The sequence below is a fragment of the Nonlabens tegetincola genome, assembly GCF_002117085.1.
GTDB lineage: Bacteria > Bacteroidota > Bacteroidia > Flavobacteriales > Flavobacteriaceae > Nonlabens > Nonlabens tegetincola.
Genome location: NZ_CP019342.1, coordinates 571716 through 596786 on the forward strand (window position 1 = coordinate 571716; position 25071 = coordinate 596786).

27 protein-coding genes and 2 pseudogenes are annotated in these 25071 nt (G+C 35.4%); 7 read left to right on the forward strand and 22 right to left on the reverse strand.

Translation table 11 applies throughout. From position 1 onward, the window contains the following. Position 1: 1 nt before the first annotated feature. Together BST91_RS02895 and BST91_RS02900 are read right to left on the reverse strand one after the other, a co-directional pair. Positions 2-1231: a hypothetical protein gene (locus BST91_RS02895; protein WP_085774387.1), complete on the reverse strand. Its 1230-nt coding sequence runs from the start codon at positions 1229-1231 to the stop codon at positions 2-4. After that, complete coding sequence (locus BST91_RS02900) at positions 1215-3563, reverse strand: DUF2339 domain-containing protein (RefSeq protein WP_085774388.1); 2349 nt, start codon at positions 3561-3563, stop codon at positions 1215-1217. Before BST91_RS02900 ends, BST91_RS02895 begins: the two co-directional genes overlap by 17 nt. A gap of 193 nt (positions 3564-3756) precedes the next feature. On the opposite strand from BST91_RS02900, the gene BST91_RS02905 reads away from it, so the two are divergent. Then, positions 3757-5034: a serine hydrolase domain-containing protein gene (locus BST91_RS02905; protein WP_211280401.1), complete on the forward strand. Its 1278-nt coding sequence runs from the start codon at positions 3757-3759 to the stop codon at positions 5032-5034. Between the two features lie 20 nt (positions 5035-5054). Beyond that, a pseudogene (locus BST91_RS13175) lies at positions 5055-5270 on the forward strand (serine hydrolase); the annotation flags it as partial. A 3-nt stretch (positions 5271-5273) separates the two neighbouring features. Here BST91_RS13175 and BST91_RS02910 read toward each other — a convergent pair. Then, the gene (locus tag BST91_RS02910; protein ID WP_085774389.1) at positions 5274-5825 is read right to left on the reverse strand and encodes a YceI family protein; all 552 of its coding nucleotides are present in this window, start codon (positions 5823-5825) and stop codon (positions 5274-5276) included. Between the two features lie 6 nt (positions 5826-5831). Then, positions 5832-6197 carry a c-type cytochrome domain-containing protein gene (locus tag BST91_RS02915; RefSeq protein ID WP_042278172.1) on the reverse strand — a complete coding sequence of 122 codons (366 nt, stop codon included), beginning with the start codon at positions 6195-6197 and terminating at the stop codon, positions 5832-5834. 105 nt (positions 6198-6302) lie between these two features. Between BST91_RS02915 and BST91_RS02920 the strand changes: the two genes are divergently transcribed. From BST91_RS02920 to BST91_RS02930, 3 genes are read left to right on the forward strand one after another with little or no spacing between them, the layout of a single operon-like run. Continuing rightward, entirely contained in the window at positions 6303-6710 is a 408-nt protein-coding gene (locus tag BST91_RS02920; protein WP_085774390.1) for an OB-fold protein, read from the forward strand. Continuing rightward, entirely contained in the window at positions 6700-7467 is a 768-nt protein-coding gene (locus tag BST91_RS02925; RefSeq protein ID WP_042278176.1) for a choice-of-anchor V domain-containing protein, read from the forward strand. The genes BST91_RS02920 and BST91_RS02925 overlap by 11 nt, the downstream gene beginning before the upstream one ends. Positions 7468-7513: 46 nt before the next feature. Beyond that, positions 7514-8353: a DUF5777 family beta-barrel protein gene (locus BST91_RS02930; RefSeq protein WP_085774391.1), complete on the forward strand. Its 840-nt coding sequence runs from the start codon at positions 7514-7516 to the stop codon at positions 8351-8353. A gap of 116 nt (positions 8354-8469) precedes the next feature. On the opposite strand, the gene BST91_RS13230 is transcribed toward BST91_RS02930, so the two are convergent. Both BST91_RS13230 and BST91_RS13235 read right to left on the reverse strand, forming a co-directional pair. Continuing rightward, positions 8470-8811 (reverse strand): hypothetical protein, encoded by a 342-nt coding sequence (locus tag BST91_RS13230; RefSeq protein WP_244895678.1) that lies wholly within the window; start codon positions 8809-8811, stop codon positions 8470-8472. Positions 8812-8888: 77 nt separating this feature from the next. Beyond that, positions 8889-9125, reverse strand: coding sequence for a hypothetical protein (locus BST91_RS13235; RefSeq protein ID WP_244895680.1), 237 nt, complete (start codon positions 9123-9125; stop codon positions 8889-8891). 99 nt (positions 9126-9224) lie between these two features. Between BST91_RS13235 and BST91_RS02940 the strand changes: the two genes are divergently transcribed. After that, positions 9225-10559 carry an aspartate kinase gene (locus tag BST91_RS02940; protein ID WP_085774392.1) on the forward strand — a complete coding sequence of 445 codons (1335 nt, stop codon included), beginning with the start codon at positions 9225-9227 and terminating at the stop codon, positions 10557-10559. 4 nt (positions 10560-10563) lie between these two features. Here the strand turns inward: BST91_RS02940 and BST91_RS02945 are convergent, their stop codons facing one another. The 10 genes and pseudogenes from BST91_RS02945 to BST91_RS02990 all read right to left on the reverse strand — a co-directional run bounded on the left by BST91_RS02945 (position 10564) and on the right by BST91_RS02990 (position 21249). Continuing rightward, positions 10564-11112: an acyl-CoA thioesterase gene (locus BST91_RS02945; RefSeq protein WP_060522872.1), complete on the reverse strand. Its 549-nt coding sequence runs from the start codon at positions 11110-11112 to the stop codon at positions 10564-10566. Between the two features lie 64 nt (positions 11113-11176). Then, on the reverse strand, positions 11177-11545 hold the full coding sequence (locus BST91_RS02950; protein ID WP_060522871.1) for a hypothetical protein: 369 nt from the start codon (positions 11543-11545) through the stop codon (positions 11177-11179). After that, positions 11542-12249 carry a DUF3307 domain-containing protein gene (locus tag BST91_RS02955; protein WP_085774393.1) on the reverse strand — a complete coding sequence of 236 codons (708 nt, stop codon included), beginning with the start codon at positions 12247-12249 and terminating at the stop codon, positions 11542-11544. Before BST91_RS02955 ends, BST91_RS02950 begins: the two co-directional genes overlap by 4 nt. Continuing rightward, entirely contained in the window at positions 12233-12856 is a 624-nt protein-coding gene (locus BST91_RS02960; RefSeq protein WP_042278189.1) for a SatD family protein, read from the reverse strand. Before BST91_RS02960 ends, BST91_RS02955 begins: the two co-directional genes overlap by 17 nt. Positions 12857-12959: 103 nt before the next feature. Then, a pseudogene (rmuC, locus tag BST91_RS02965) lies at positions 12960-14404 on the reverse strand (DNA recombination protein RmuC). Positions 14405-14479: 75 nt separating this feature from the next. Beyond that, on the reverse strand, positions 14480-16147 hold the full coding sequence (locus tag BST91_RS02970) for an RluA family pseudouridine synthase (protein ID WP_085774394.1): 1668 nt from the start codon (positions 16145-16147) through the stop codon (positions 14480-14482). Next, positions 16148-17968 (reverse strand): ABC transporter ATP-binding protein, encoded by a 1821-nt coding sequence (locus BST91_RS02975; protein WP_085774395.1) that lies wholly within the window; start codon positions 17966-17968, stop codon positions 16148-16150. Continuing rightward, positions 17969-19684, reverse strand: a complete 1716-nt coding sequence (locus tag BST91_RS02980; protein WP_085774396.1) for a phospho-sugar mutase — start codon at positions 19682-19684, stop codon at positions 17969-17971. It abuts the gene before it with no gap. A 95-nt stretch (positions 19685-19779) separates the two neighbouring features. Beyond that, the gene (locus BST91_RS02985) at positions 19780-20742 is read right to left on the reverse strand and encodes a glycosyltransferase family 2 protein (protein ID WP_085774397.1); all 963 of its coding nucleotides are present in this window, start codon (positions 20740-20742) and stop codon (positions 19780-19782) included. Positions 20743-20745: 3 nt separating this feature from the next. Further along, entirely contained in the window at positions 20746-21249 is a 504-nt protein-coding gene (locus BST91_RS02990) for a DUF4199 domain-containing protein (RefSeq protein WP_042278198.1), read from the reverse strand. 218 nt (positions 21250-21467) lie between these two features. Between BST91_RS02990 and BST91_RS02995 the strand changes: the two genes are divergently transcribed. Then, positions 21468-21722 (forward strand): type B 50S ribosomal protein L31, encoded by a 255-nt coding sequence (locus tag BST91_RS02995; protein ID WP_042278201.1) that lies wholly within the window; start codon positions 21468-21470, stop codon positions 21720-21722. 95 nt (positions 21723-21817) lie between these two features. Here the strand turns inward: BST91_RS02995 and BST91_RS03000 are convergent, their stop codons facing one another. The 6 genes from BST91_RS03000 to BST91_RS03025 all read right to left on the reverse strand — a co-directional run bounded on the left by BST91_RS03000 (position 21818) and on the right by BST91_RS03025 (position 25045). After that, a complete protein-coding gene (locus tag BST91_RS03000) occupies positions 21818-22342 on the reverse strand; it encodes a DUF421 domain-containing protein (RefSeq protein ID WP_042278205.1) in 525 nt (174 codons plus the stop codon). 72 nt (positions 22343-22414) lie between these two features. Then, complete coding sequence (locus BST91_RS03005; protein ID WP_085774398.1) at positions 22415-22630, reverse strand: hypothetical protein; 216 nt, start codon at positions 22628-22630, stop codon at positions 22415-22417. A 117-nt stretch (positions 22631-22747) separates the two neighbouring features. Further along, positions 22748-23611, reverse strand: a complete 864-nt coding sequence (locus BST91_RS03010; protein ID WP_085774399.1) for a sigma-70 family RNA polymerase sigma factor — start codon at positions 23609-23611, stop codon at positions 22748-22750. A 245-nt stretch (positions 23612-23856) separates the two neighbouring features. Beyond that, positions 23857-24261 (reverse strand): hypothetical protein, encoded by a 405-nt coding sequence (locus BST91_RS03015; RefSeq protein ID WP_060522864.1) that lies wholly within the window; start codon positions 24259-24261, stop codon positions 23857-23859. Further along, the gene (locus BST91_RS03020; protein WP_157539215.1) at positions 24258-24662 is read right to left on the reverse strand and encodes a DoxX family protein; all 405 of its coding nucleotides are present in this window, start codon (positions 24660-24662) and stop codon (positions 24258-24260) included. The genes BST91_RS03015 and BST91_RS03020 overlap by 4 nt, the downstream gene beginning before the upstream one ends. Beyond that, positions 24662-25045, reverse strand: a complete 384-nt coding sequence (locus BST91_RS03025) for a hypothetical protein (RefSeq protein WP_060522862.1) — start codon at positions 25043-25045, stop codon at positions 24662-24664. The genes BST91_RS03020 and BST91_RS03025 overlap by 1 nt, the downstream gene beginning before the upstream one ends. Between the last annotated feature and the right edge of the window lie 26 nt (positions 25046-25071).

Consider the following 25071-nt stretch of genomic DNA (forward strand, 5'->3'; position numbering starts at 1 on the left):
CTCAACTCTCACTCCTCAACATTTTCAATGTAAATCCACCCATAATTACGATTGCCAAAATCATGAGAATCCACAACCACAATTTGTTTTCAAACAAACCTTTTTCTTCTACCATTGGTTGATTGGGAATGATTAAAATCTCTTCTCCTAAGGATAATGAGGTGAGTTCTTCAGGGATGTTGTCTTTAAATTTTTCAATATCATAGCTAGGTAGTTGATCGTTTTCTTTACCATAGGCGAGAAAAAAATCGGCTTCCTTTGTAAATCGAGCTAACAAATAATCTCTAAACCCTGATACGTTAAAAGAGTCTACGTATAAAGGTTCATTGCTACCGTTATAAATGTTTAATCGCATCTTTTTACAAGTGGTTGCTGGAAAGGTATAGGTATTATCGCTACTAGAATCTAAAACACCTGTAATTAAGGTGGCATACTGATAGCGATAACCATCATCTAATTTTACACTATCAGCTAAATATTCTAGCTTAAAAGGACGGTAGTAATCGAAATTTGATTTAATGTTAATAAGAACTCTACTTATGCGCGCAGTATCATCCATTTCAGCAAATACGAGACTTTCATTTGAATTTGTTGTTTCCTTTTTTGTGATTGTTGATGGGTATGAGATGTTCTCTCCTTTTTCTACTTCAAAACGTCTTAATCTCGCTCGGTCTAGCTCTGCTTTATCTATGTTTTTAACTAACACTCGATAGTATTGATATTCACTAGATTCAAAATGCAATTGACTATATTGATAAGTAACCTGTTTGTTTTTAATACTAGTAATTCTGTAATCGTCTAGTAAGGTATACCATTCTTTTTGGTCATTGCTAGCATCTAGTTGAATCTTCCAATCAAAGTTTGTCTCAATAAAGTCTAGATGTATTTTATTTATTACTTGTGCGTCCTCCAATTTAAAAGTAAAGAAAATTCCATCTTCATTTTTGGTTTGATTGATAAGTTCAAAAGCAAGATCTCTATTTACTTTTTTACTAGCGCTTGAATGCATTAAAAATGGAACCTGCGTTGTATCTGTTTTAGAAACTCCATAAATACGCATATCAGACAATCGTTGATTGAGATGCTTATACATTTCTGGCTTTAGATTTATTTTGTGCCAACTATCTGTCGGTTGCTCTATACTGCGCTTATACTCATAAGTATGAAGTTGAGCAAAAGTCAATGAGGCTATAAAAAGAAAGAGAAATGCCAGTTTATTCTTCTGATTCATCTGAGATTTGTTTATTGAATTTATTGTACAAGAAGGATGCAATCAGCATCAAAGCTCCTATGCTTATAAATACTATAGTTTTAGAAATGGTGTTCAAATAGGTGAGGTCGTAGAAAAACAATTTTACCAGTGTAAGTCCAAATAAGGTTATGGCAGTGATTCTAATGTATTGTTTGCGTTTCCAAATTCCTAGAATTACTAAACCTAATGAATATACAGCCCACAGAATACTTAAACCCAACTTGTAGTTATTGCTTACTCCAGCAAAATCCATCCAGTGCAATAATTCACTGCTCAAAATCCATAGAATAGTAGTGTGTACAAACAAAACTATGGGCTTAGCAAAGGCTTTACCTAGGTAGTTTTCCTTATAATGTAATCGTATAAGGTAATGCAGTAATACAGCTGTAGTGATTCCTAGATACCTCAAATTGACCTGCCTTAAAGAAATACTGGTATAACCATCCTTAACTCTATCTAAATAGGAATCCCTAAGCTCACTGAAGTTCCACAATCCTGCTATCAGGAGCACAAGAATAGAAAATCCTATAAACCCACAATTGACTTGGCCAAGTATTTTGTTTTTAATCCATTTTAAATTAATTCCTGCTAGTAAAGCCACAAATCCAAACGAATAAAACAAAAGCCAAGTGTCATGTAGTAAAGTTACATTTCTATCATAGCGTGTACCACCATACAAGGCTGTGAGCGTTTTGCTTGATATGTTACGTGCATGTTCCCAGTAAATATCAATTTCAACTTTAAAAATTACATAAGACATCATTATTAATAATGATGGTAAAACATAATGCATTACGTGAAAGAATCCAGTAATCGTGAATTCTGGAATCGCTCGCTTTTTATTAAAATAGAGATAATTGATGCTACCTAATCCTATTATATAAAACAATCCTGTAAAAAAGGTAGAATGCCACAACGCTTTCAAATTTGAATCATAAATCTCACGGTCAAGTTGATCCCAGTCTTCAATCAAACTCAAGGTAGCTAGAACAATAATCACGTAAGCTATTTTTTCATAGGGAGCAATATTTTTAATTCGCCCTATTGCAAAAAGAACAGCAGCGAGAACTGTCCATGATACAGTTACCCATTCACCATCGAGCTGAACAGGAATTGCAAGGGTAGTAAAACTTAACACTAGGGCAGCAACCAAATAAAATAAATTGTTTGAAGCTAATTGCTTCTTATGGATTATAACAGCAACTATAAAGTGAATTACAGCATTTAATAGAGTGAATAATCCAGTAAAATCCCTTGTACTTGAATGGGACTCTAGGAGTAAATAACCGGTCGCAAAAAATAATAACGAATTCGCCAGTAGCATGACAATATCGATTACCGTATACACTTCTTTTTGTACCAGTTTGTAAACGATGAACATCGTATAAAAGGTGAGAAAAATAAGACTAGAAAAGAACAGAGCTTTACCTAGGTGATCGTTTACGTCATAGCTGGTTATTGACCAAGTTATAAAAATGAGCCACGTAGCGCCAAAGGCAACATAGTAAAGTGATTTCCATTCCTTTTTAAAGGCAATGGCAAGAATTCCAAAATTAATAAGAGAAATATAGCTAAACAGTATCGCCATCCTACCAGAACCATCACTTAAAAAAAAAGGTACGGCATAGGCGCCTATAAGTCCTAAATGTGCGATAATAGAGCGGTCGTATTTAAGTGCTGTGATTACGGTAAATAGGGTAAATAAGGCCATCAAAATAAAGGCGACCGATTGTGAATATAAATGGTAGAAGCTATACCCAGAAAAGGTGACAAAATACATCACACACATCGCACCACTTACTAGCACCGCACTGTATGGTTCGTATTTCTTCTTTAGCTTAATTCCGATTCCCAGTAACGAAATACCAGTGATATAACCTAGAATAATTCTAGTAAGTGGGCTTATCAGGTTATTTTCAATTGAATACTTCACCCCAATAATTACCCCAATAATTGTGATTAAAATACCGATTTTATTAAGCAGATTTTCTCCTACAAATTTTTCTAGGCTGTTTGTTGAGGTTTTTTTATTCTCATCATTAAACCTATCATTAACCTGTGGATCTAGCTTGTCAAACTTTTTTATTGGCTGTTCGGTTGAGGTTTGTTTTTTCTCAACGGTTTCAGTTAATTCTGATACAGGTTTAGGTTGTTGTTTTACTGGTTGATCCTGAGATTCCTGTACCAAGCTGTCCTTCTTAAAAGCTTGAATTTCCTCACGTAACTGCTTCATGTTGCGTGCATACTCTTCTTGTTTCCGCTCTAGATATTGCAGCTTGTAAATAAGGTCATTAAGTCGGTCGTTGTTCATAAAAGGAAGTCTTGGTTAAGCCAGTATTTAGGGTGAAGGTAATCATTTATCCACAACCTTGGTATAAGAAAGTATTTACTAAAATCCTATAAATCCCAAGGAGTGAGTAGATCGATTGATTGAAAGGTGTTGGTGAGATTACGCTTTCGCGAAAGCGTAACAAATATTATCTTACCATTTTTAAATACAGATCATGAGAATATTAATAGCCTTTTTGTTCACCGCTCAATTATTTACAGCCCAAAATGTAGATCTCAAAGAAATAGATAAGTATATCACTAGCACTCAGAAGGAATGGGATATACCTGGTTTGAGTGTGGCTATTGTAAAGGATGGAGAAATTGTATTTGAAAAGGGATACGGTGTTATGGAAATAGGGAAGAAACAGAAGCCCGATGAGCACACCTTATATGCCATTGCCAGTAATACCAAGGCCTTTACAGCAGCTATTATTGCTCAGTTAGTTGAGGAAGGAAAATTAGATTGGAACGATAAAGTTCAATCTTACTTACCTTACTTTGAAGTGTATGACCCTACCATTAGTCGTATGGTAACCATTAAAGATTTACTTAGTCATAATGTGGGGTTAGGCACTTTTTCTGGCGACGCTATTTGGTATAAAAGCGAATTATCTACCGAAGAAATAGTAAAGAGAATCAAATTTGTACCACAAGCGTATGAATTTAGGGATGGATATGGATACTCTAATTTGATGTTTATAACAGCAGGCGCAGTGATAGAAAAAGTAACAGGTAAGTCTTTTAAAGATAATGTTACCGAGCGTTTTTTAAAACCTCTAGAAATGGATGACACTGTAGTAAGTGTAAATGATTATGGTTCTAATAGCAATGTAGCGACACCTCATGGTAGATCTGGTGATACTAATTATAAAATCGATCACGTTGCCTGGGATAATGTAAGATCTACAGGTGGTTTGATTTCTAGTGTTCACGATATGGGTAAATGGATTATATTTAACATGAATCATGGGGTTTATAAAACCGATACCTTATTTAATGAAAACAATCGCAATAAAATGTGGAGTTTACAAAACTCATTTGAGGTGAATCAAGTAAATCGCAATGGTAGAGGTCAGGCTTTTAACGGTTACGGTCTAGGTTGGTTTATCACAAATTATCAAGAGCATTTTCAAGTAGGCCATGGTGGTGGATACGATGGTATGATATCTACAGTTCAAATGTTACCTGATGAAAAACTGGGCGTTGTGGTTTTAACAAACGGAGTAAAAGCTCCAACTAATGCTATTGCTTATTTTGTTTTTGATAGGTTTTTAAACAGGCCGATGAAGGATTGGAGTAAAGAAATGCTTAACGGCTATAATAAGTGGAAAGCTAGTGATACAAGAATTGCAGATAGAAAGGCCGCTCGTGTTAAAAACACAACGCCTACTGTTACTAAAGAAGAGTTGATGGGACTTATCATACTCCGGCTTATGGTAATTTTTACGTAAAGGAGAAAAACGGTGAGCTACAATTGATCTGGGAACACAGCCCTTTACTATCAAGTACCTTGTCTCATTTCAATTACAATGCTTTTGAAATGAAGTGGGATCATCCACAGGTCTGGTTCAGTTTTGGAACTGTGAATTTTGAAACCGATGCTTATAATAACGTGATCGGTATTTCATTTGATGTCCCAAATGACGATTTCTTTATGGAAGAACTTAATGCAAAGAAGGTAAAATAAAGCTTATCTTTTTTCTAAAACCGCGTTTACAGATACATTAATTTCATCAGCGATTTTATTACTAACAATAGAAGGGATTTCAATATTAAATTGCTCTGGTAATAAGGTGAAGTTAGCTGTTAGCTTTACTTGCTCGCCACTTTGGGTTAAATTAACTGGAAACTCTAATAGTTCTTTTTTTCCATGTAATTCTATGGTGCCATTAAAGGTATATTCATGCAATAGCGCATCATCAAGTGCAGTAGAGGAGAACTCTGCCAAAGTTCCTTTTAAAACAGCTTTAGGATAGGTATCGCTTTCTACATAATTCTCATTAAAGTGCTCTTCCATAAGTGCAATGGGAAATTTAAAACCTCTAAGTAGTACAAGAGCGGCTAGCTCTCCAGATTTAACATCCAGTACAATGGTGGCATTATTGTTTATAGCCTCAACAGGCTCAAAGCTAGGAACGCTGGCATTAAATTGAACTTGTCCTGTTCTAGTTAAAAACCGTTCTCTTTGAAGATTTACCAGTAGAAATAAAGTTACCGTTATTAAAAGCGTGAGATTTTTCATGATGAATTAATTTTCTATGAATCCACCATCTCGCCATCTTAGGACAAGGTCTATAGAAGATTGAGGTAAACCATTTGTTCCTTGTGGCATTAATAATGGATCGCCAGGTTGTCTGGTTATCCTATCTATAAGAGTACCGTTTTCGGTACTGTTACGTACTTGATCATAAGTTTCCAGTCTTAATCCACCACTAGGAGCAGCATTTTGATGACAACTCACACAAGAGTTTTGCATGATTGTCTTTATGGAGCCATCATAAGTTACAACCTGTGGTTGTGGATCATTTTGCATTTCTTCAAAATCATCTGGACTTGTTTCACTACAAGATGATATAAGTAGGGAAATAAACAAAAAAGTAAGAAAAAGCCTCATTAAAATATATTGAATTCAGTATAAATATAAGTATATATTAAAAATGACAAGAATTTTTTATATTATTGATAATCTTTAAAGTTAATTTGTTTATAGTTTATCAATTTGAATAGAAAATACTTATACATATTTCTTATTCTGCTTGTACTTGTTGGAGTCCTCAGTTACAATTATGTTTATCAGGATCATAAGGATATAAAGAACGAAAGTGCTACCATAAAATTAAATTCTCAAGATTTAATTTTAATGCTCACTGATGATGACCTAGAAAACGATAAATTAATTCTGGATCAAGTTATAGAGGTTACTGGTGTAGCAACAGATAAAGCGGCGCAAGAAATGACATTAGATTTTAATGTTTTCATTCAACTCGCAAACCCAACTAAATTTCCTCTTAATCACACTTATACAGTAAAAGGCCGATGCATAGGTTACGATGATCTTTTAGGAGAAGTAAAAATAGATCAAGCATACATTCTTAACCCACAAAACTCAAATGATGATGAAAAATAATTACTCTTTTTATTCGATTTTAACAGCAATACCGGTAGCGCTGCTAGTATTAGTAGGTTTTACTGGTGGGCAAACAGGTAATTTTTCTGGTTCGCCAGGAGATAACAATCAAAATTGTACCGCATGTCACGCGCCAGGAGCAAATCACGGTGGAAGTGCAGCATTAAGTGGTGTACCTGCGACATATAATGCAAATCAAGCCTATAATTTAAATCTAGCCATAACGGGATCATCAGTTTCAAAATTTGGTTTTAACATTACAGCAGAAGATGACAGCGGTAACAAAATTGGAACTTGGACCACAGGAACAGGTAGTCAATTGAGATCAGGTGGATCAGGATTGACTCACACAGCAGCAGGATCTAGTCAAAACAACTGGAGCTTCAATTGGACAGCGCCAGCAAGCGATGTAGGAGCGGTAACTTTTTATTATGCAGCCTTACAAGCAAACGGTGCTAGTGGTAACAGTGGTGATCAAGTAATTACAGGATCCTCAAACGCTGTTCTTACCACTATTGATAGTAAATTATCAGACTTTACTTTATATCCTACTCAAGTAATGGATAAAGTAAGCATAGCCCTAGAAAACGCAAGTGCTGCTCAAATACAAGTTTATAACATGCAAGGTAACCTTGTTCTAGAATCAAAAATTCAGGATCAAAATGAATTAGATGTAACTCATTTGTCTAGTGGTATATACATCACTCGTGTAATGGTAGAAGATGCAGTGTCTGTTGCAAAATTTGTTAAATATTAATAGCGTTTAATCCGTATTGTAAGTATTACAAACACCTCTTTTTAGAATGAACAAATTTCTACTTTTATTACTACTACCTTTTTTTGTTACCGGTCAAGATGATCTATTAGATGGACTCGACATTCAAGACGATAACCAAGTTACCAGTACTTGGAAATCTCTTAAAGTGGTAAATTTTGAGACTACCAAATTGGTTGCAAAAAATGAGTTTCAGGTTATAATATCTCACAGATTTGGTAGTGTAGAAAACGGAATAGACGATCTTTTTGGACTTGACAACGCCGTGACCAGATTTCAATTTGTATATGGAGTAACCGATTGGATGCATCTAGAAGCAAGCCGTAGCGGATTCAATAAAACATACCAACTAGCTGGTAAATTCAAGCTTAAATCACAAGAAAAGCAGGGCTTTCCCTTCACCATTTCATTATTTACAGCAGCAGATTTTTACAGCGCCTTAAATGAAGAACTTTATCCAGGTATTGAATTTATTGACCGCACCGGTGCTACTTTACAATTTATCGCTGCCCGTAAATTCTCTGATCGTTTTAGTGCACAAATTAGCCCGACTCTTTTTCATCAAGGCTTCGTTCCGGTTGATGAACAAGATAACACTCAATATGCGCTTGGAGTAGGAGCTAGGTATAAGTTGTCTAATAGATGGAGTATAAATGCCGATTATGGCTATCATTTGAACCGTGCTAGTGAGAACAATTTCGTTAATCCATTAAGTATAGGAGTGGATTTGGAAACAGGTGGACACGTTTTTCAAATGCATTTTACAAATGCCCAGCCTATGTTGACCAATAACTTTTTGAGCGGTGGCACAGGTGATTGGACCGAAGGTAGATTTTATTTTGGATTTAACTTGGTACGAGTTTTTTAGAAAGTAAGTGACTATTCACGCTTTCGCGAAAGCGAATCAACCACATGAAAGAAAAAGCGTAAAACTGATTGTTTCACATAAGTAAAAGCTATATCATGAATTGTTTGTATTTCAATTTATGACTTATAGCTTAATTTTTTTATTGCAGAAAAAGCTTTGTCAACCATGTGATCTTCAACAAGTACACTGAACTCATTTGTAGTAGAGATTACCTCGTATAACGAAATACCTTCCCAAGCAAACCTCTTAAATATTTGGTAGTATAGACCTGGGATTTTAGTATTAATTTCAGGTAATCCGATACTTATCGCGCATAAATTTTCTTGAAGTCCAATAAGATGTTCATTAGTAAAATGCTTTTCAATTTTTTGCTTTTGACTGGCAGAAATCACTAGATTACTCTCATGTGTACCTCTGGAAAAGCCATAAAATACATTCGTCTCTATGGATGATATCATCTTACTATGGCTTATCATTAATGTGCTTGAGTTTTGAAACGTATAGTCAACCAGATTTGAGCGCACTGTTATATCACCTAGATTTTTAAAACCGTTTTTAATTTATTAGAGTGTCTTAAATTGTTGGGTGGATTATAACGTCTTAATGCCATCATTACTGCTCCTGTCTTGATAGGTTTCCTCAGCATATCGCTTATAGGTTCTCGTAGCTCTTCAGCAAGTGCTGAAAAGTTGATTATACGTCTGGCAAGTGCTTCTTCTAAAAAGGGTTGTGTGAGTAATATCTCCTCAACACATTCTGATACAGTTTTCATTTTGTTAATTATATAACAAGTTGTGTAATTTTATTCAAATATCAGTAATAATTTACTCAAATTGCAAGTCAGACGTAAGTTTGCCAAAAATTTATTGAAATGTTGGTATTAAAGTTTGGTGGTACATCAGTAGGCTCTATTGAAAATATGAACAATGTGAGATCTATCATTAACGATGGAACACAAAAGATAGTAGTACTATCGGCCATGTCTGGAACGACTAATGCCCTAGTTGAAATTTCGGAACAACTCAAAGCAGGTGATCGAGATAATGCGCTAGAATTAATTGAAGAACTACTTGTCAAATATGCTCAAGTGGTAGAGGATTTGCTTCAAAATCAACAATTGAAAGAAGAAGTAAGCAAGTATGTGCTGTCTGTTTATGAAACACTCATAGAGCAAACGAAAAGCAAGTATAACGAGCTAGTTCATAATACGATAGTTGCGCAAGGTGAATTGCTTTCTACATTTATATTCAGCCGATTTTTAATTCAAGAAGGTATTAATGCTGTTTTATTACCAGCACTTGATTTTATGCGTGTAGATCAACAACATGAGCCTGACTCTTTTTACATTCAACAAAATTTGAACAGGATTCTTGATGATAATCAACAAGCTGACATTTATATCACTCAAGGTTTTATTTGCCTAGATGTTCAAGGTCAAATATCTAATTTACAACGCGGTGGTAGTGATTATACCGCATCTATAATAGGAGCAGCAATCCAAGCAGAAGAGGTTCAAATTTGGACTGATATTGATGGGTTTCATAATAATGATCCACGGTACGTTGAAAATACAACCGCTATACAAAAGATATCTTTTGATGAGGCGGCTGAGCTGGCTTACTTTGGAGCAAAAATTCTGCATCCACAAACCGTCATGCCGGTTAGAGATTTAAATATTCCTGTAAGATTAAAAAACACGATGGTACCAGATGCCTATGGGACATTGATTACTCAACAAGTACATGGTGAAGGAATCAAGGCTATAGCCGCAAAGGATGGTATCTATGCTATTAAAATAAAATCGGCGCGCATGTTGCAAGCCCATGGATTTCTAAAAAAGGTATTTGAAGTGTTTGAGAAATTCCAAACTCCTATTGACATGGTCACTACCTCAGAAATTGCTGTTTCGTTAACCATAGATGATGCAACTCATATAGATGCTATTGTAAATGAACTTGAACAAATCGCAAGCGTAGAGGTTGATGTAGGAATGAGTATCGTATGTATAGTAGGAAATAATATAATCTACCATCAGGATACACCACAATTATTTAATATCCTTCAAGACGTTACAGTGCGCATGATCGCTTATGGTGGTAGTAATAACAATATTTCCTTATTGATTAATACGGAATATAAGAGAAACACTCTGCAAAAATTACAGAGTTATGTTTTTGAGTCAGAAGAGAAGATGGTGGTTGCCTAAAACGTTACAATTTTACCTGAACATTATAGTTTTTAAACTCTTCTAGGTATTTAGTGTCAGAGAAATTTGCTTCGGCGATTTCTTTGGCACTTTTGATTTTAATTTGTTTTCTCTTTATAGCACGAGCAAACCTCCTTACGTGAGTCTCGTTAGTAATTTTAAGCCCTGGTACTGTCACGGTATTTCCATTTTCATCTTTGGCAACCATGGTTAAAAATGAAGAATTACAGTGTTTTGACTCACCAGTTTGAATGTTTTCAGAATCTACTCGTATACCTACTACCATCGAGGATCTTCCTACATAGTTGACTGATGCTCTAAGAGTCAACATTTCACCTACTTCTATTGGAGCTTTAAAATCCACTACATCAACACTTGCTGTAACACAGTAATGACCACTGTGTTTTGATGCGCAGGCAAATGCAATTTGATCAATTAATGATAACACATAACCACCGTGAATTTTACCAGAAAAATTAGCATTGGACGGCAGCATGAGAATGGATAACATAACTCGGGACTGCTCTGGTGATTTAAATGTTGATGAACTCATGGCTTGTTTATTTTAAAGTGTTTGATCGTTATTACGCTTTCGCGAAAGCGTAATGCATCACAAGTTATTCGCGATTAAAATGAGGGCTTTGTTCTTTACTGACCTCAGTAATGAAATACTTTGTATCACCCCAAAAAAAGAAAGTGCCAAATTTTTCTTCGTATTTTAATTTTACGTATTGACCTTGATACTCTTTTAATTTCTCAATGACCTCTTTTTCATGATCCATTACTGAAAATGAAAATATTTGAGCACCGCTTATACCTTGAGAAATTTCACCTTCCCAAGTTTTAACCACAACACCTTTACTGGAGAATTTAATTAATTCACCGGTACGGTATCCGTCGGAATAGGTGGCATAGTACAAAAAGGTGTACCATAGAACGGCCATAATTAAAATGGTGGCTAGAATTACTCCTAAAATACGTTTCATGCGATATAATTTTTAAAGAATAGGCCAGTTAAAATGGCGATACCAAAACTAAGCAATGTTCCTATTAACACATACTCGGTAAGCTTCATATTTTTTGCCTTGCTTAAATCACCAAACCTAAAAACCGATTTTGCAGTGAGTAATAAACCGACTGCGCTAAAGTTATCGGTGATTACAAAAACAAAAATGAGTAATCGCTCAATAATTCCTATCCAGCGACCTGCATTTTTGAGCCCATAGATGCCAGTATCTTTTTCGGTTAATTTCCATTGTGTGAAAAACACTTTGAGCATAATGGCTACTGGTGATGTAAGTAGTACTACACAAGTAATTAAGGGTATGGTATAAGCTGGAAAACTATCTGGAACGATCTCGTTTTTTCCTAAATGAAAATTGACGAGTATTAATATAACGATAAGATGTGCCACTTGATCTGCGGTAAACATCCAGCGTTTGTTCTTTTTTCTTGTCAATTTAATTTTGAGCGCATCTATAAGTAAGTGAGTAACGGTTATAATTAATGCTATGTACCACATTTCTAGATCCCATACAAGTACAAGACTTAGTAAGCCGTGTATCAAAGCATGTAGGTATAGGTGATAGGATGATAACCCGTTTTTTTCCTTCTTCTTAGTAAAGCTATCGGATTGCAGGACAAAATCGCCTAATAAATGAGCGAGCAGTAATTTAAATAGTAGTTCCATGATTGATGTCCTTAAAATAATACTTTTCAAATAACTCCAATAGAGCCTGTACCTCTTTTAATTGTACTCTATCTAATCTGCGGCTGGCAGTAGATTGTTTTATTCCTAGTCGTTCACCTATTTGTTGCTGAGTTTGATCGGGATGATTTAAAACCTCAAAAAGGACCTCGGCGCCATTATTGGTCCAACTATCCATAAAGGTAAGGGCTAGTTGTAACGACGTGTTGATATAGGTGTCGTAGTGAGTATTACCACTATCTACCATTATATTTTGTTTTAATTCTTTGAGAGAATCTAGTAAAGCACCAGATCTTGTAAATGCACTACCTGTTGATATGGCAATGTTGTTTTGTATTAATTCTACATCACCTAATCCTATAGCCATGCGTGCAGCTATTCCTTTACGTTTAAGAGCTGTTTTTATTTTGAGACAAACTAGTAACGCCGTTGAGGTTTCTTTTATAAGTAGTTGAAAACTGTCTCCTCTATAAATGTGAAATAAATCAACTTCTTGAAGTTGGTTAAGTACTTTATCGAGCTCATTTAAAAAAAAGCCAGCTTCCATTTGTTGAGAAGATATGATGTCTCCTGCAATAATAGCTTTCATACCATTACATGTTTAAGTAATACTTCAAATATATTACATTATTGTGTAATAAATAGAAATATTACGTTTTTATGTAATTATAATATAAGAATTAGCTATTGATCTAATCATTAGACTCAATTCCTAAAATATCAGGATCACTGTCAACAGCCCTTTCTACCAGCTTCTCGTTGAGGTGTTTATTAGCTTTGGCTCCTAATTTTCTAAGTTTTTCAACACGACCTACTAGATTACCAGAACCTTCTGTAAGTTTGTTCATACTAGAAGAATATGTTTTTTAACTGTATCTAGTTGAGTTCCTACTTTGATTAGATCTTCTGTAAGACCTACAAACTTATCATAAAGTGCGCCGGCAGCATTGGCAATATCTAGTGCATTGCGCTGTTGCTTTTCGTTTTGCCACATTGTGTCAATAGTACGTAAGGTAGCTAGTAGGGTAGTAGGTGTCACAATTACAATGTTCTTTTCAAAAGCATCGCTGTACAAACTACTATCTGCATTAAGAGCCATGGCAAAGGCAGGTTCTATAGGCACAAACAACAATACAAAATCTGGACTTTCTATTCTATATAGATCGTGATAGTTCTTGCCCGATAAATCACTTACGTGTTTCTTAAGCGCGTTAATGTGTTCTTTAAGATAACGTTCTTGTAATTGATCGTCTTCTTCATTTACATAGCGTTCATAGGCATTAAGAGAGACTTTACTATCTATAATCATCTTTTTGCCACCAGGTAAACTTACAATAACATCAGGAAAAACAGTCTTACCATCTTCTGTTTTGAAGCTTTGCTGCACTTCATATTCCATGCCTTTTTCTAGTCCAGACTTTTCCAGCACACGTTCTAAAACAAGTTCACCCCAATTCCCTCGCATTTTGGCATCACCTTTAAGCGCTTTGGTTAGATTATTTGCCTCGGTGCTCATTTTTTCATTGAGCTCCTTTAAACCTATAATTTGTTGTCTCAAGGCACTTTGACGGTCGATCGTGTCCTTATGAGTGTCTTCCACCTTTTTTTCAAAACTCTTGATTTTCTCCTGTAGCGGATTTAATATTTGTTCAATACTTTCCTTGTTTTGACTGGCAAACTTGGTGCTTTTCTCTTCTAAAATTTTGTTAGCTAGATTCTCAAATTCTTTAGTGAACTTTTCATTGAGCTTCTCAATTTCTAGTTGTGCCTCAGCATGTTTTTCTTCCGCTTTCGCGAAAGCGGTACGTTGCTCTGCCAGCAACACATTCAAATGTTCCTTCTCTCGAGCTACTTCCTTGAAATCTTCATTGAGCGATTCGTAGCGTTTAGTTAGTTCCTGTAGGTTCTCCACCTTACTCGCTACTTGCCCTTGTAAGGTATTTTGCTCTAATTTAAGTTGATCTCGTTCCTTAGCTACTTGTAGCACCTCTGTGAGTTGGTTCTCCAACTGCTCCTTGTTGTTACGTAGTAAGTTGACCTCACCAGAAAACTTAGTTTTAGAAAAAAACCAAGCGATGACAGCACCTAAAACAGCACCAATTAAAAAAATAAATAACCAAGAAAAATCGTCAAACATAAAAACAGATTTAAACCTTAAAAATACATCAGTTGGTTGAGTACTAAAATCACTTTTACAAAGTCTTTTCCACAATTAAAAAGGACTAGGTGCTTCAAAGGTCATTTTTTCTTTTGTGTAAGGATGTACAATAGTGAGTTCTTGAGCATGTAGGTACAACCTGTCCTGTTTTGTTCCATAAAGATCATCACCTTTTATAGGTGCGTTCAATCCCTCGTGATGAGCTGCATGAACTCTTAATTGATGGGTGCGCCCAGTAATTGGATAAAAGTTTACTTTGGTATATCCGTTTTTAACCTCTATTACTTCAAATTTTGTTCTAGCATTCTTACCATGAATGGGGTCTACAAGTTGGTAAGGTCTATTGTCTAGATCTACTCTTAAGGGTAATGAAATAAACCCATCTTGTTTTTGAACGATACCATCTAAAACCGCAGTATATTTTTTACTCACAGTTCTCGTGATAAACTGCTCTTGCAGTCTTTTATGTCCTTTTTTATCTAGAGCAATTATCATAATTCCAGATGTTGACATATCTAATCTGTGCAGAATCATGGGACCTGTGGCATTAGGATATCTTGCTCTCATACGTTCTTCAACACTATCGGAAATATTCTTACCTCGAACTGATAAAAACTCTGCTGGTTTGTTGATGACGACTATATATTTATCCTCATATAAAATGTCAATTACTTTACCAATTGCAGGGTTTTGTAACATGGGATTTTCATCGACTTGTAAACCTTGTAACATATGCAGGAGTAATGGCTCACATTTTGAACGACAGGCTGGATAGAAGTTACCATGTTTACGCACCTGTGATGGTGGTGATTCCCCATACCAGAATTCGGCCATGCAAATGGGTTCTAGTTTGTTTAAATAAGCGTATTGTAATAGTTTGGGAGCGCAGCAGTCACCAGTTCCCGATGGAGGGAAAAAAGGAGGAACGTTTTTAAAGATATCTAATGCCGTTCTCGATTCGCCTTTTGCATTCAGAAAGTTGTATTGTTCAAAAATAAACGACTGTAACTCGTTGGACTTTTCCTTGCGCAAAGATTTAAGTCTAGAGATTTCCTTCTCTTGATTTGTAACTAAGGAACCGGCTTTGGTTGCTTTTTCCTCTAGATAAGCACGATACTCTCTCAAAAGAAACTTTTCTTTCATGCTCTGATCGTGGTGCTTTTTGCGTAATTTTTCTAGATCTTCAGGTTGACCAAGCGCTAGGTTTCTAGATTCTTTTCTAGCTTGCTTTTGTTTTTTATGCTTGGCTATTTGAGCCTGTATCTTTTCCTCGTTTTCTTCTAGAATTTTATGATACTTTATTTTTTGAGATAAAAACTTCTCATCATGTTCTAGTTCGTAAATACGATCATTGATAAAGGCAAGTTCTTTAGATTCAATGGCATACCTGCCAGTAGTTTCAAACATATTATACACTAGCGGTACAAAATAGTTATTTTCCTGTTCACCTGTAATTACACCAGAGAAAGCAGTCAAATAGCCTAGCTCACCTTGTGAATCTCTTACCACCAAAACACCAAACATTTTACCCAAATGGTGTTTATAATTTTTTGGACCAAGATTTAAATCAAAAAACCAATTATCAAAACTTTCTAGGTATTCCTGTAATTCCTGACTCGCTATACTAGCTAGTTCATGAGGTTTATAATAAAAAGGAAATGTAAACCTATCTGGTAATTCAATACCTGATATGTCCTTTGAAAATCTATGTACTAGTGACATTTATCCCAGACTTTGCATTTCAACTAGAGTATGATAAAGACCGTTTTTGGATAATAATTCATCATGAGTTCCTTGCTCTACAATTTGCCCTTTCTTCATCACCACAATGTGATCTGCGTTTTGAATAGTAGATAGTCGGTGTGCAATAACTACAGATGTTCTATTTTTCATCACACGCTCTAGCGCATCTTGCACTAATCGTTCGCTTTCAGTATCTAGTGCGCTAGTAGCTTCATCTAGAATAAGAATAGGAGCGTTTTTAAGAACTGCTCTAGCGATAGAAAGACGCTGTTTTTGACCACCGCTTAATTTACCACCACTGTCACCTATATTTGTGTGTATGCCTTTAGGAAGATCTTTTACAAATTCCCAGGCATTAGCAATTTTTAAAGCCTCAATAATACTTTCTTCACTGGCATTTTTGTCACTCAACGCGACATTGGCAGCCACGGTATCATTGAAGAGGATAGAATCCTGTGTAACTAATGCCATTTGGTCTCTTAGACTTTTTAAACTAACATCTTTAATATTGTGTTCATCAATAGATATGGTGCCATTTTCAATGTCGTAAAACCTGGTGAGTAAGTTAGCTATCGTACTTTTACCAGAGCCAGATTGACCAACCAGTGCGACGGTACTTCCCTTTGGGATATCTAGACTGAAGTCTTTAAGTACTGGTTCATCAACGTATGAAAACGTAACGTTTTTAAGTTGTATCGCTTTCGCGAAAGCGGACATTTCAACAGCACCTTCTTTATCTTCAATCTCATTCTTTGTATGGAGTATTTCAAGTACACGCTGTGCAGCCGCATTACCTTCTTTTACTTGATAACTTGCTTTTGAAAGAGCCTTGGCTGGTGTTAATATGTTGTAAGCCAAAGCCATAAAACCAATAAATGTGGTAGGATCTATACTTTCTTCTGTGAGTACCAGTCTACCACCAAACCAAAGCAATACTCCAATCATGAGAATTCCTAAAAACTCACTCACTGGACTAGCCAATCCTTTTCTGTGATTGAGCTTGATTGCATATCTATTCATGCGCTGCGTGCTACTCTCAAATGTTTCTTGTAAACGTTCTTCTGCATTGAAGCCTTTAATTACTTTCAAACCACTCAGGGTTTCTTCTAAAAGGGACAAAAAGTAACCTTGCTCTCGCTGTACTTGACTACTACGGTTTTTTAATTTTTTACCCAATCTAGAAATCAAAAATCCAGAGACAGGTAAGAATAAAATCATAAAAATGGTAAGCTGCGGACTTAAGATGATCATTAATATTAAAGTGAAAATAATATTAAGTGGTTCTTTTATAATCAATTCTAGAATCGACAAAAAACTATGTTGAATTTGTAACACATCGGCACTTGTGCGCGCGATTACATCACCTTTACGCTTTTCAGAAAAATAAGAAATAGGCAGATTGATAATTTTTGCGTACAAATCATCACGTATATCCTTTAATACTCCATTTCTCAAATAGGCAATAAAGTACATTCCTAAATAACCAAATAGATTTTTAAGGAAGAATAGTGATAGAACTAGGGCGATAACAACTATTAATGCTTGTTCTTTACTTTCAGTTTGAGTGGTTACATAATATCCTAAGTATCCTTTGATATAGTCCATACCGTTTTGAATTCCGGTCCAAACAGGTTCTTCTGTAATTGCTTGTGTTTTGTCAAACAAAACATCTAGCATAGGGATTAAGGATACAAAGCTCAATGCTCCAAATAGAGCAAAGAGAATATTAAAAGTAATATTCAATATTCCTGAGGTTTTGTAGGGCTTTGCATACCTCAGAATTTCTTTAAAATAATTCATTTATTGAATGTCTAAATCTTTAAGTACAGCGTCTATTTTATTAATTAATTGTTGCTGTGTTGCTTTGTAATCTTCTGGATTGGACAATCCAGTTTTAGTTGAAATATAAAATTTGATCTTTGGTTCTGTACCACTAGGTCTGGCTGCTATCTTAGTGCCGTCTGCTAGATAAAATATAAGAACATTGGACTTTGGAACTTCCATGGTTTCTTTTTTATCCAAATGCTTATTATACCTAATACTACTGGCGTAGTCTTCTGTTATGATAACTTCTTGACCAGCTATAATTTGTGGTGGCTGTTCTCTTAAGTCAATCATCATTTGCTTTATTTCTGCAGCACCAGATATACCTTTTTTTACAAGAGCAACCAGTTTTTCTTGATAAAGACCATGTTGCTGGTACAGTTTAATCAAGTCCTTGTAAACGGTAGAATTATTTGCTTTAGCTTGTGCGTACATTTCACAGGCTAGTAGTGCTGCGGTTACAGCATCTTTGTCTCTTACAAAATCACCTACCATATATCCAAAACTTTCCTCACCACCACCTATAAAATCCTGATTAGGGTGATCTTTAATCATTTTGGCAATCCACTTAAAACCAGTTAATCCTTCCTTACATTCTACATCATAAGCCATGGCCAAATCATGCATCATTGGTGTACTTACAATGGTAGATCCAATGAAAGGATTGATTAATGAACTTAAATCAGCTTTTTTAAGTAGGAAATCGGTCATGGTGATCATGGTTTGATTACCATTAAGCAATACCATGTTACCATCATTATCACGCACTGCGACTCCTAATCGATCACTATCGGGATCAGTTCCTATAACCATATCAGCATTAATTTTATTGGCAAGTTCTACTGCCATTTGTAATGCTTCAGGCTCTTCAGGATTAGGAGACTTTACGGTAGGAAAATCACCGTTAGGTATAGCTTGTTCCTTAACAACGTGTAAATCGGTGTAACCGGCTCTTTTAAGAGTTTCAGGAATTAATGTTATGCTGGTACCGTGTAAACTGGTAAACACAATTTTTACTCGGCTACGATCTACATCACCTGCAACTTTTGCAGCTTTTATACTATCTTCAATAAAGGCATTATCATCCTCTGGAGTTAATAATTCTATGAGTTTATCATCACCGTTAAAGTTGATATCTTTAAATTCTAACGAATTAATGAGTTCTAGCAATTCTTTATCCTGTGGAGGAACAAGTTGACCGCCGTCCTGCCAGTAGACTTTGTAACCGTTGTATTCTGGCGGATTGTGACTTGCGGTGAGTACAATACCTGCGTGACAATCTTTACGTTTTACGGTGTAAGAGAGCAGTGGAGTAGGGCGCAATTCTTCAAATAAATAAACTTGAATACCATTTGCGCTAAAAACTTGAGAGACAGTTTGAGCTAATTCTTTTGAATTGTGCCTGCAATCATAGGCAATAGCCACTTTTATTAGTTCTCCCGGAAATGTTTTTTTAAGATATTGAGAAAGTCCTTGAGTGTTTTTTCCTAATGTGTACTTATTAATTCGGTTTGTACCAACTCCCATTATTCCTCTCATACCACCAGTACCAAACTCAAGGTCCTTATAAAATGACTCTTCTAATTGAGCTATATCTTGATCAATTAGATGTTGTGTTTGACTGCGAGTTTCCTTATCAAATGGTTCTTGAGTCCAAGTTTGGGCTACATTCAAGATTTCTTGTTTATTCATAATCATTGATTAGAATTGCAAAGATAGGAATTAGTAGCAATGCTAGCTTTTAAACTCTTACATAGAGTTTGTTAAACTACTTGGTGGTCATTCTCCTAATGATCTAGTTTTTCCTCGATGAAGTAACGGCCGCTTTGGTTACCACTGCGCAATATCAACTCTCCTAGAAAACCAGCAATAAAAAATAACGTACCTAATAACATAACGGTAAGCGCTATAAAGAACCAAGGATTGTCAGTCACAAGATTATAGGGTAAATCATTGTATAATCGGTAAAGTTTTGAAACGCCTACATATCCTGCGATTACAAAACCAATTAAAAACATAACGATACCTAAACTACCGAATAAGTGCATGGGGCGTTTTCCATACTTAGACAAGAAGCCAATGGTAATCAGATCCAAAAAGCCATTGATGAATCTTTCATATCCAAATTTGGTACTACCATATTTCCTAGCTTGATGAACAACAACCTTTTCAGTAATATTCTTAAAGCCGGCATTTGCAGCAAGAACGGGAATATATCGGTGCATTTCACCGTGAACATCAACATTCTTAACCACTTCACGACGATAAGCCTTTAAACCGCAGTTAAAGTCATGCAAGGTTAATCCACTGGTTTTTCTTGCAGCCCAATTAAATAATTTACTAGGTAGGTTTTTGGCAATAACACTGTCATAACGTTTCTTTTTCCAACCACTTACTAAATCAAAACCTTGCTCTGTAATCATTTGGTACAATGCCGGGATTTCTTCAGGACTATCCTGTAAATCGGCATCCATTGTAATGACCACTTCACCGTTTACAGCAGCAAACCCTGCGTGTAGAGCTTGTGATTTTCCATAGTTAGTGAGAAATTTAATGGCGTTTGTGTTGTTATGCTTTCGCGAAAGCGTACTCACCACATTCCAACTGTTATCAGTGCTACCGTCGTCAATAAACCAGATATCGTAGGTGATATCTGTTTGTTCCAAGACGCGTAGAATCCATTGATGAAGTTCTTCTAAGGATTCCTCTTCATTTAAAAGAGGGATGACTATGGACAGTTGTTTACTCACGATTTAAACCTGTTGTGGGCGTTTTTTTCTTAAAATCAAACCTACGATTATTCCAGGAACCAGCAGTAGTAATATTTTCATGACTGTAGAAAGGGAGAACCCTTGAAAACTTAAATCCATTTTTTGCGGTTTTGGTATAGTCAATCCTGCTGCCTTACGCTCTTCATAAACTTTCATGGCAGCATCCTGCACCGTGTTTTGTAATTCAGGATCTATTTGTGTGTAAATTAAATAAATGGTTGCTGATTCTGCAATGCAAATTAGTAATATTGCCAAGAAAAAAGCTGCGACTGCTTCACGTGTTTGAATAAAACCTTTCTGACTGATTTTTGCGTGGATTTGCGCGCCAAAACCAAAGCCCAGTGGCCACAGTATATGTGCAAATACACTTATTAAGGGATTGAGAAAATTACCTGTTTTCCAGAATATAAGATAGGTGGTAACCATTACGATTGCTCCTATAATCCCGTAGGATAATCCTATCTTTTTAATTTGTGGAGGCAGCATGTATATTTATTTTATTTAAGGCAAAGATAGTTACTGTACTTTTGTTATGTACAAGAGAAACTTGTTTAAAATAAGTTTCCATGTTTTAGCTCTTAGTAAGTAGTAGAAAAACTAAAAAAAGCTGATATTTGCGTTTCAAGCAACATATTTTTTTAAAAGATGTTGTATTACAAATAAAAAAGTTTAAATTTGCACCCGCAAAAAGAACAAGTATAGTCATGCAAAAAGGAATACACCCAGATAATTATAGACTAGTAGCATTTAAAGATATGTCTAACGATGAGATCTTTATCACTAAGTCTACTGCAGATACTAAAGAAACTATTGAAGTGGATGGAAATGAGTATCCACTAATCAAATTAGAAATCTCTCGTACATCTCACCCGTTTTATACAGGTCAGAGCAAGCTTATCGATACTGCTGGTCGTATCGACAAGTTCAAGAACAAGTACGCAAAATTCAAAAAGAAATAAGGTTTACTTATTCAGAATATACAAACGCCTCGAGAAATCGAGGCGTTTTTTTATGCTTGTCTTTAAGTCTTTTTAGTTGTCTTTTTATAAGCTCTTTAATTATCCTTGACGCCTTGTAAAATTTTATCGTGCAAGTTTGCATTACTTGCATCATCACAGTGTAATACTGAGATATCTCCTGTTGTTTCCAAAACTACCGCTACTACTTGATCTAGGTGGATAACATTAGCCTCTCTTAATTTTGCTATTAATTGATCTTCATGTACGTGAGCTTTTTTAAGATTGTCATAAAGAATTTCCTTTCCTTTCATTAACAGAATAGGTTGGTTAGAAATACTGCTTTTAATTTTGGAATTACGTTTTTGGATTATTGAAACAATTAAAGTAAGTAATAATAAGGCCGCTATTGCTGTAAAGCCTTGAGCAACTGATGTCGATGAGGTTAGAGTAGAAGAAACAATACTACCTATCGCTACTGTGATCGCAAAGTCGTAAGTAGTAAATTTTGCAAATGATCTTAATCCTACAATCCGTGTTATTATAATAATCAAAATAAAGATTGCTACACTACTTACTATAGTTTCCCAAATAGGGTCGTCGCTTGAGTAAATAAAATCCATAAAACTGTCTTTTCTTTAAATGTAGTAGAATTCTGAAAAGGTGATAGTCTACTTAAGGTAGAAATAACATTTCTATCTCTTTTTTCGCTGTTCCTCTTCAGTACGAGTCATTAACCAATAAATCACGTAAAAGATATTGAAAACTCCTGCTACAAATGCCCAGAACACACTTCTATTGCGAGTCCAAGAACAAACCACGGCAAGTGAGGTGAATATGGCGGTTCCCATTGAAATTCCAGAAGAGGTAAAGGTTTCTTTAGAATCGTTGAGTATAATCAGAGTATTCATGTTTTTATTTCAAGAAAAGAAATTTTATCAATTGATATTCCTAAAACTAGTTTAAAAATATCTGAAATCAAAAACGCCTCGATTTCTCGAGGCGTTATAATAAAAAGTAGGGACTGATTACCCTAAATATGACTTAAGGATTTTACTTCTTGAGTTTTGTCTTAATCTCTTAATACCTTTTTCTTTAATCTGGCGCACGCGCTCACGAGTTAAGTCAAAAGTTTCACCTATTTCTTCAAGACTCATAGGTTGTTGATTTCCTATACCGAAGTAAAGAGAAATAACATCTGCCTCTTTTTGAGATAAGGTTTCAAGTGCACGCTTAATTTCTAACGTTAACGACTCGTGTAATAATTCCTTATCTGGATTAGGTGACTCACCACTGCGTACAACATCGTAAAGGTTTGATGTTTCTCCTTCTTTAAGCGGAGCATCAATGGATACGTGACGTCCAGCGTTTTTAAGAGATTGCTTAACGTCGCTCACTGTCATGTCTAGCTCTTTTGCTAGTTCTTCAGGTGATGGTGGACGCTCGTGCAATTGCTCAAGGTGTGAAAATGCCTTATTAATCTTGTTAATAGAACCGATCTTGTTCAATGGTAGGCGCACGATACGTGACTGCTCTGCTAGTGCTTGTAGAATAGACTGACGGATCCACCATACTGCGTATGATATAAATTTAAATCCACGAGTCTCATCAAATCTTTTTGCAGCCTTTACGAGTCCGGCGTTTCCTTCATTAATTAGATCTGGCAACTTAAGCCCCTGATTCTGGTACTGTTTTGCTACAGAAACTACGAATCGTAAGTTTGCAGTAGTCAGTCTTTCTAGGGCTCTTTGATCACCTTTTTTAATGCGCTGAGCTAATTCTACTTCTTCCTCTGCGGTGATAAGATCAATTTTAGAGATGTCTTGTAGGTACTTATCCAGCGATTTAGACTCACGGTTTGTAACCTGCTTGGTGATTTTGAGTTGTCTCATGTAGTAATGAAAGATTTATAAGGGTTAAACAACTGACAGCTTTTGTCAGTCTTTAAATAAGTAGCAAAAATCATGCCGTTCACTTACTTGCTGACTAATCTTCAGCCAAGTAATGGTGTGACTTTTACACAATTTAATTAGTCGTAAAACATCCGATTTTATTACACCTAGTGTTTAATTTTTTCACAGAATTATTCCTTAATTATCTACACTTCTATATTTCAAACGATTGAGAAGTGTTATAATTAATTTATTAAATGCATTAAAAGAAAGATTGTAGTCCATAAAACGACTCTTAACCAATTCTTTTTAGTTAGTTTAATACATGTCTCCTTTTTATCTGGATGTAAATCAATTTTCTTGTGTAATGGAACGTAAATAACCATCGTTGTCACCCAAGTAAGGATAACTAGTGCAAAATAGATGGCATTAACAAAAGAAAGATCGTTCCAGGCTAAATAAATGCTTATGATCAATTGAATAATCATCATAGGAGCAACTATAAAGGTTATGTTGCGTGTGTAGATCTCATGCCATTTTGATAAGGATTCACTAGTAAAGTACTTAAAGCTAGGATAAATTAATAATTGAACCATCCAAATAAGTACTACTAATCCAAAATCGATTGCAAGTTGTAAGTTTTCTATCATTTTATAGTTCTTATTTTATAAGCCCAGTAGATTAAAAATGGATGGATAATGACAAGTCTTAACCAACCTATCCAATTAGGTAAACAAAATGATCCCGCACATCCTTCATTTTGAATGAAGTATATATGAGCAGGAATAAATGCTACTAGCATTATAATGGTGATTTGAGAAGCTAGTTTTCGCGACTGCAGCAGTGAAGTATTTATACGAGACTGCAAAGGAAGTGGAATCCATATAAGAACTGCTACCAATATTTCTAGTGTTCCTGATATATAATTAATTGCGGATGGGTAAGGTAAGTAAGAAGGAATCACTGTGTGGTATACTTCAGGAAATATAAAATGAAAAACCCCAGCTATTCCATAAAAAATTGAAAATAGATATAGCGACAACTTTTTCATCAGGTTAACTTCCATTTATAATCCGTATGTACCTTTTTGAGTATGAGATAAAATGGTATCCACCAGATAAAGTCATTTGTAATTAAGGTATAAATAAATTCAAAAGGTACTGTGTCTTGTAGATAGTTGAATACGAATCCAACCGGTCCAAAAATTTTACCTAAAAATCCAACGGCGACTATGGGCCAATGTTTCATTGGGTTGTAGCTAGCCCACCAATAACCTAGACCATAAACACCTATCACCATTCCCATTCCTTGCCATACCATGGGATGATTAAGTGGTTGCATTCCTACTAACTCAAAAAAATGATTAGGAAAAAGTACTACCCATGAACCCCAAAGGATATTGTAAATTGCTGCTAATTGTAAGGTAAGCTTCATTGTTTATTCTCTTAGTACGATCTGTT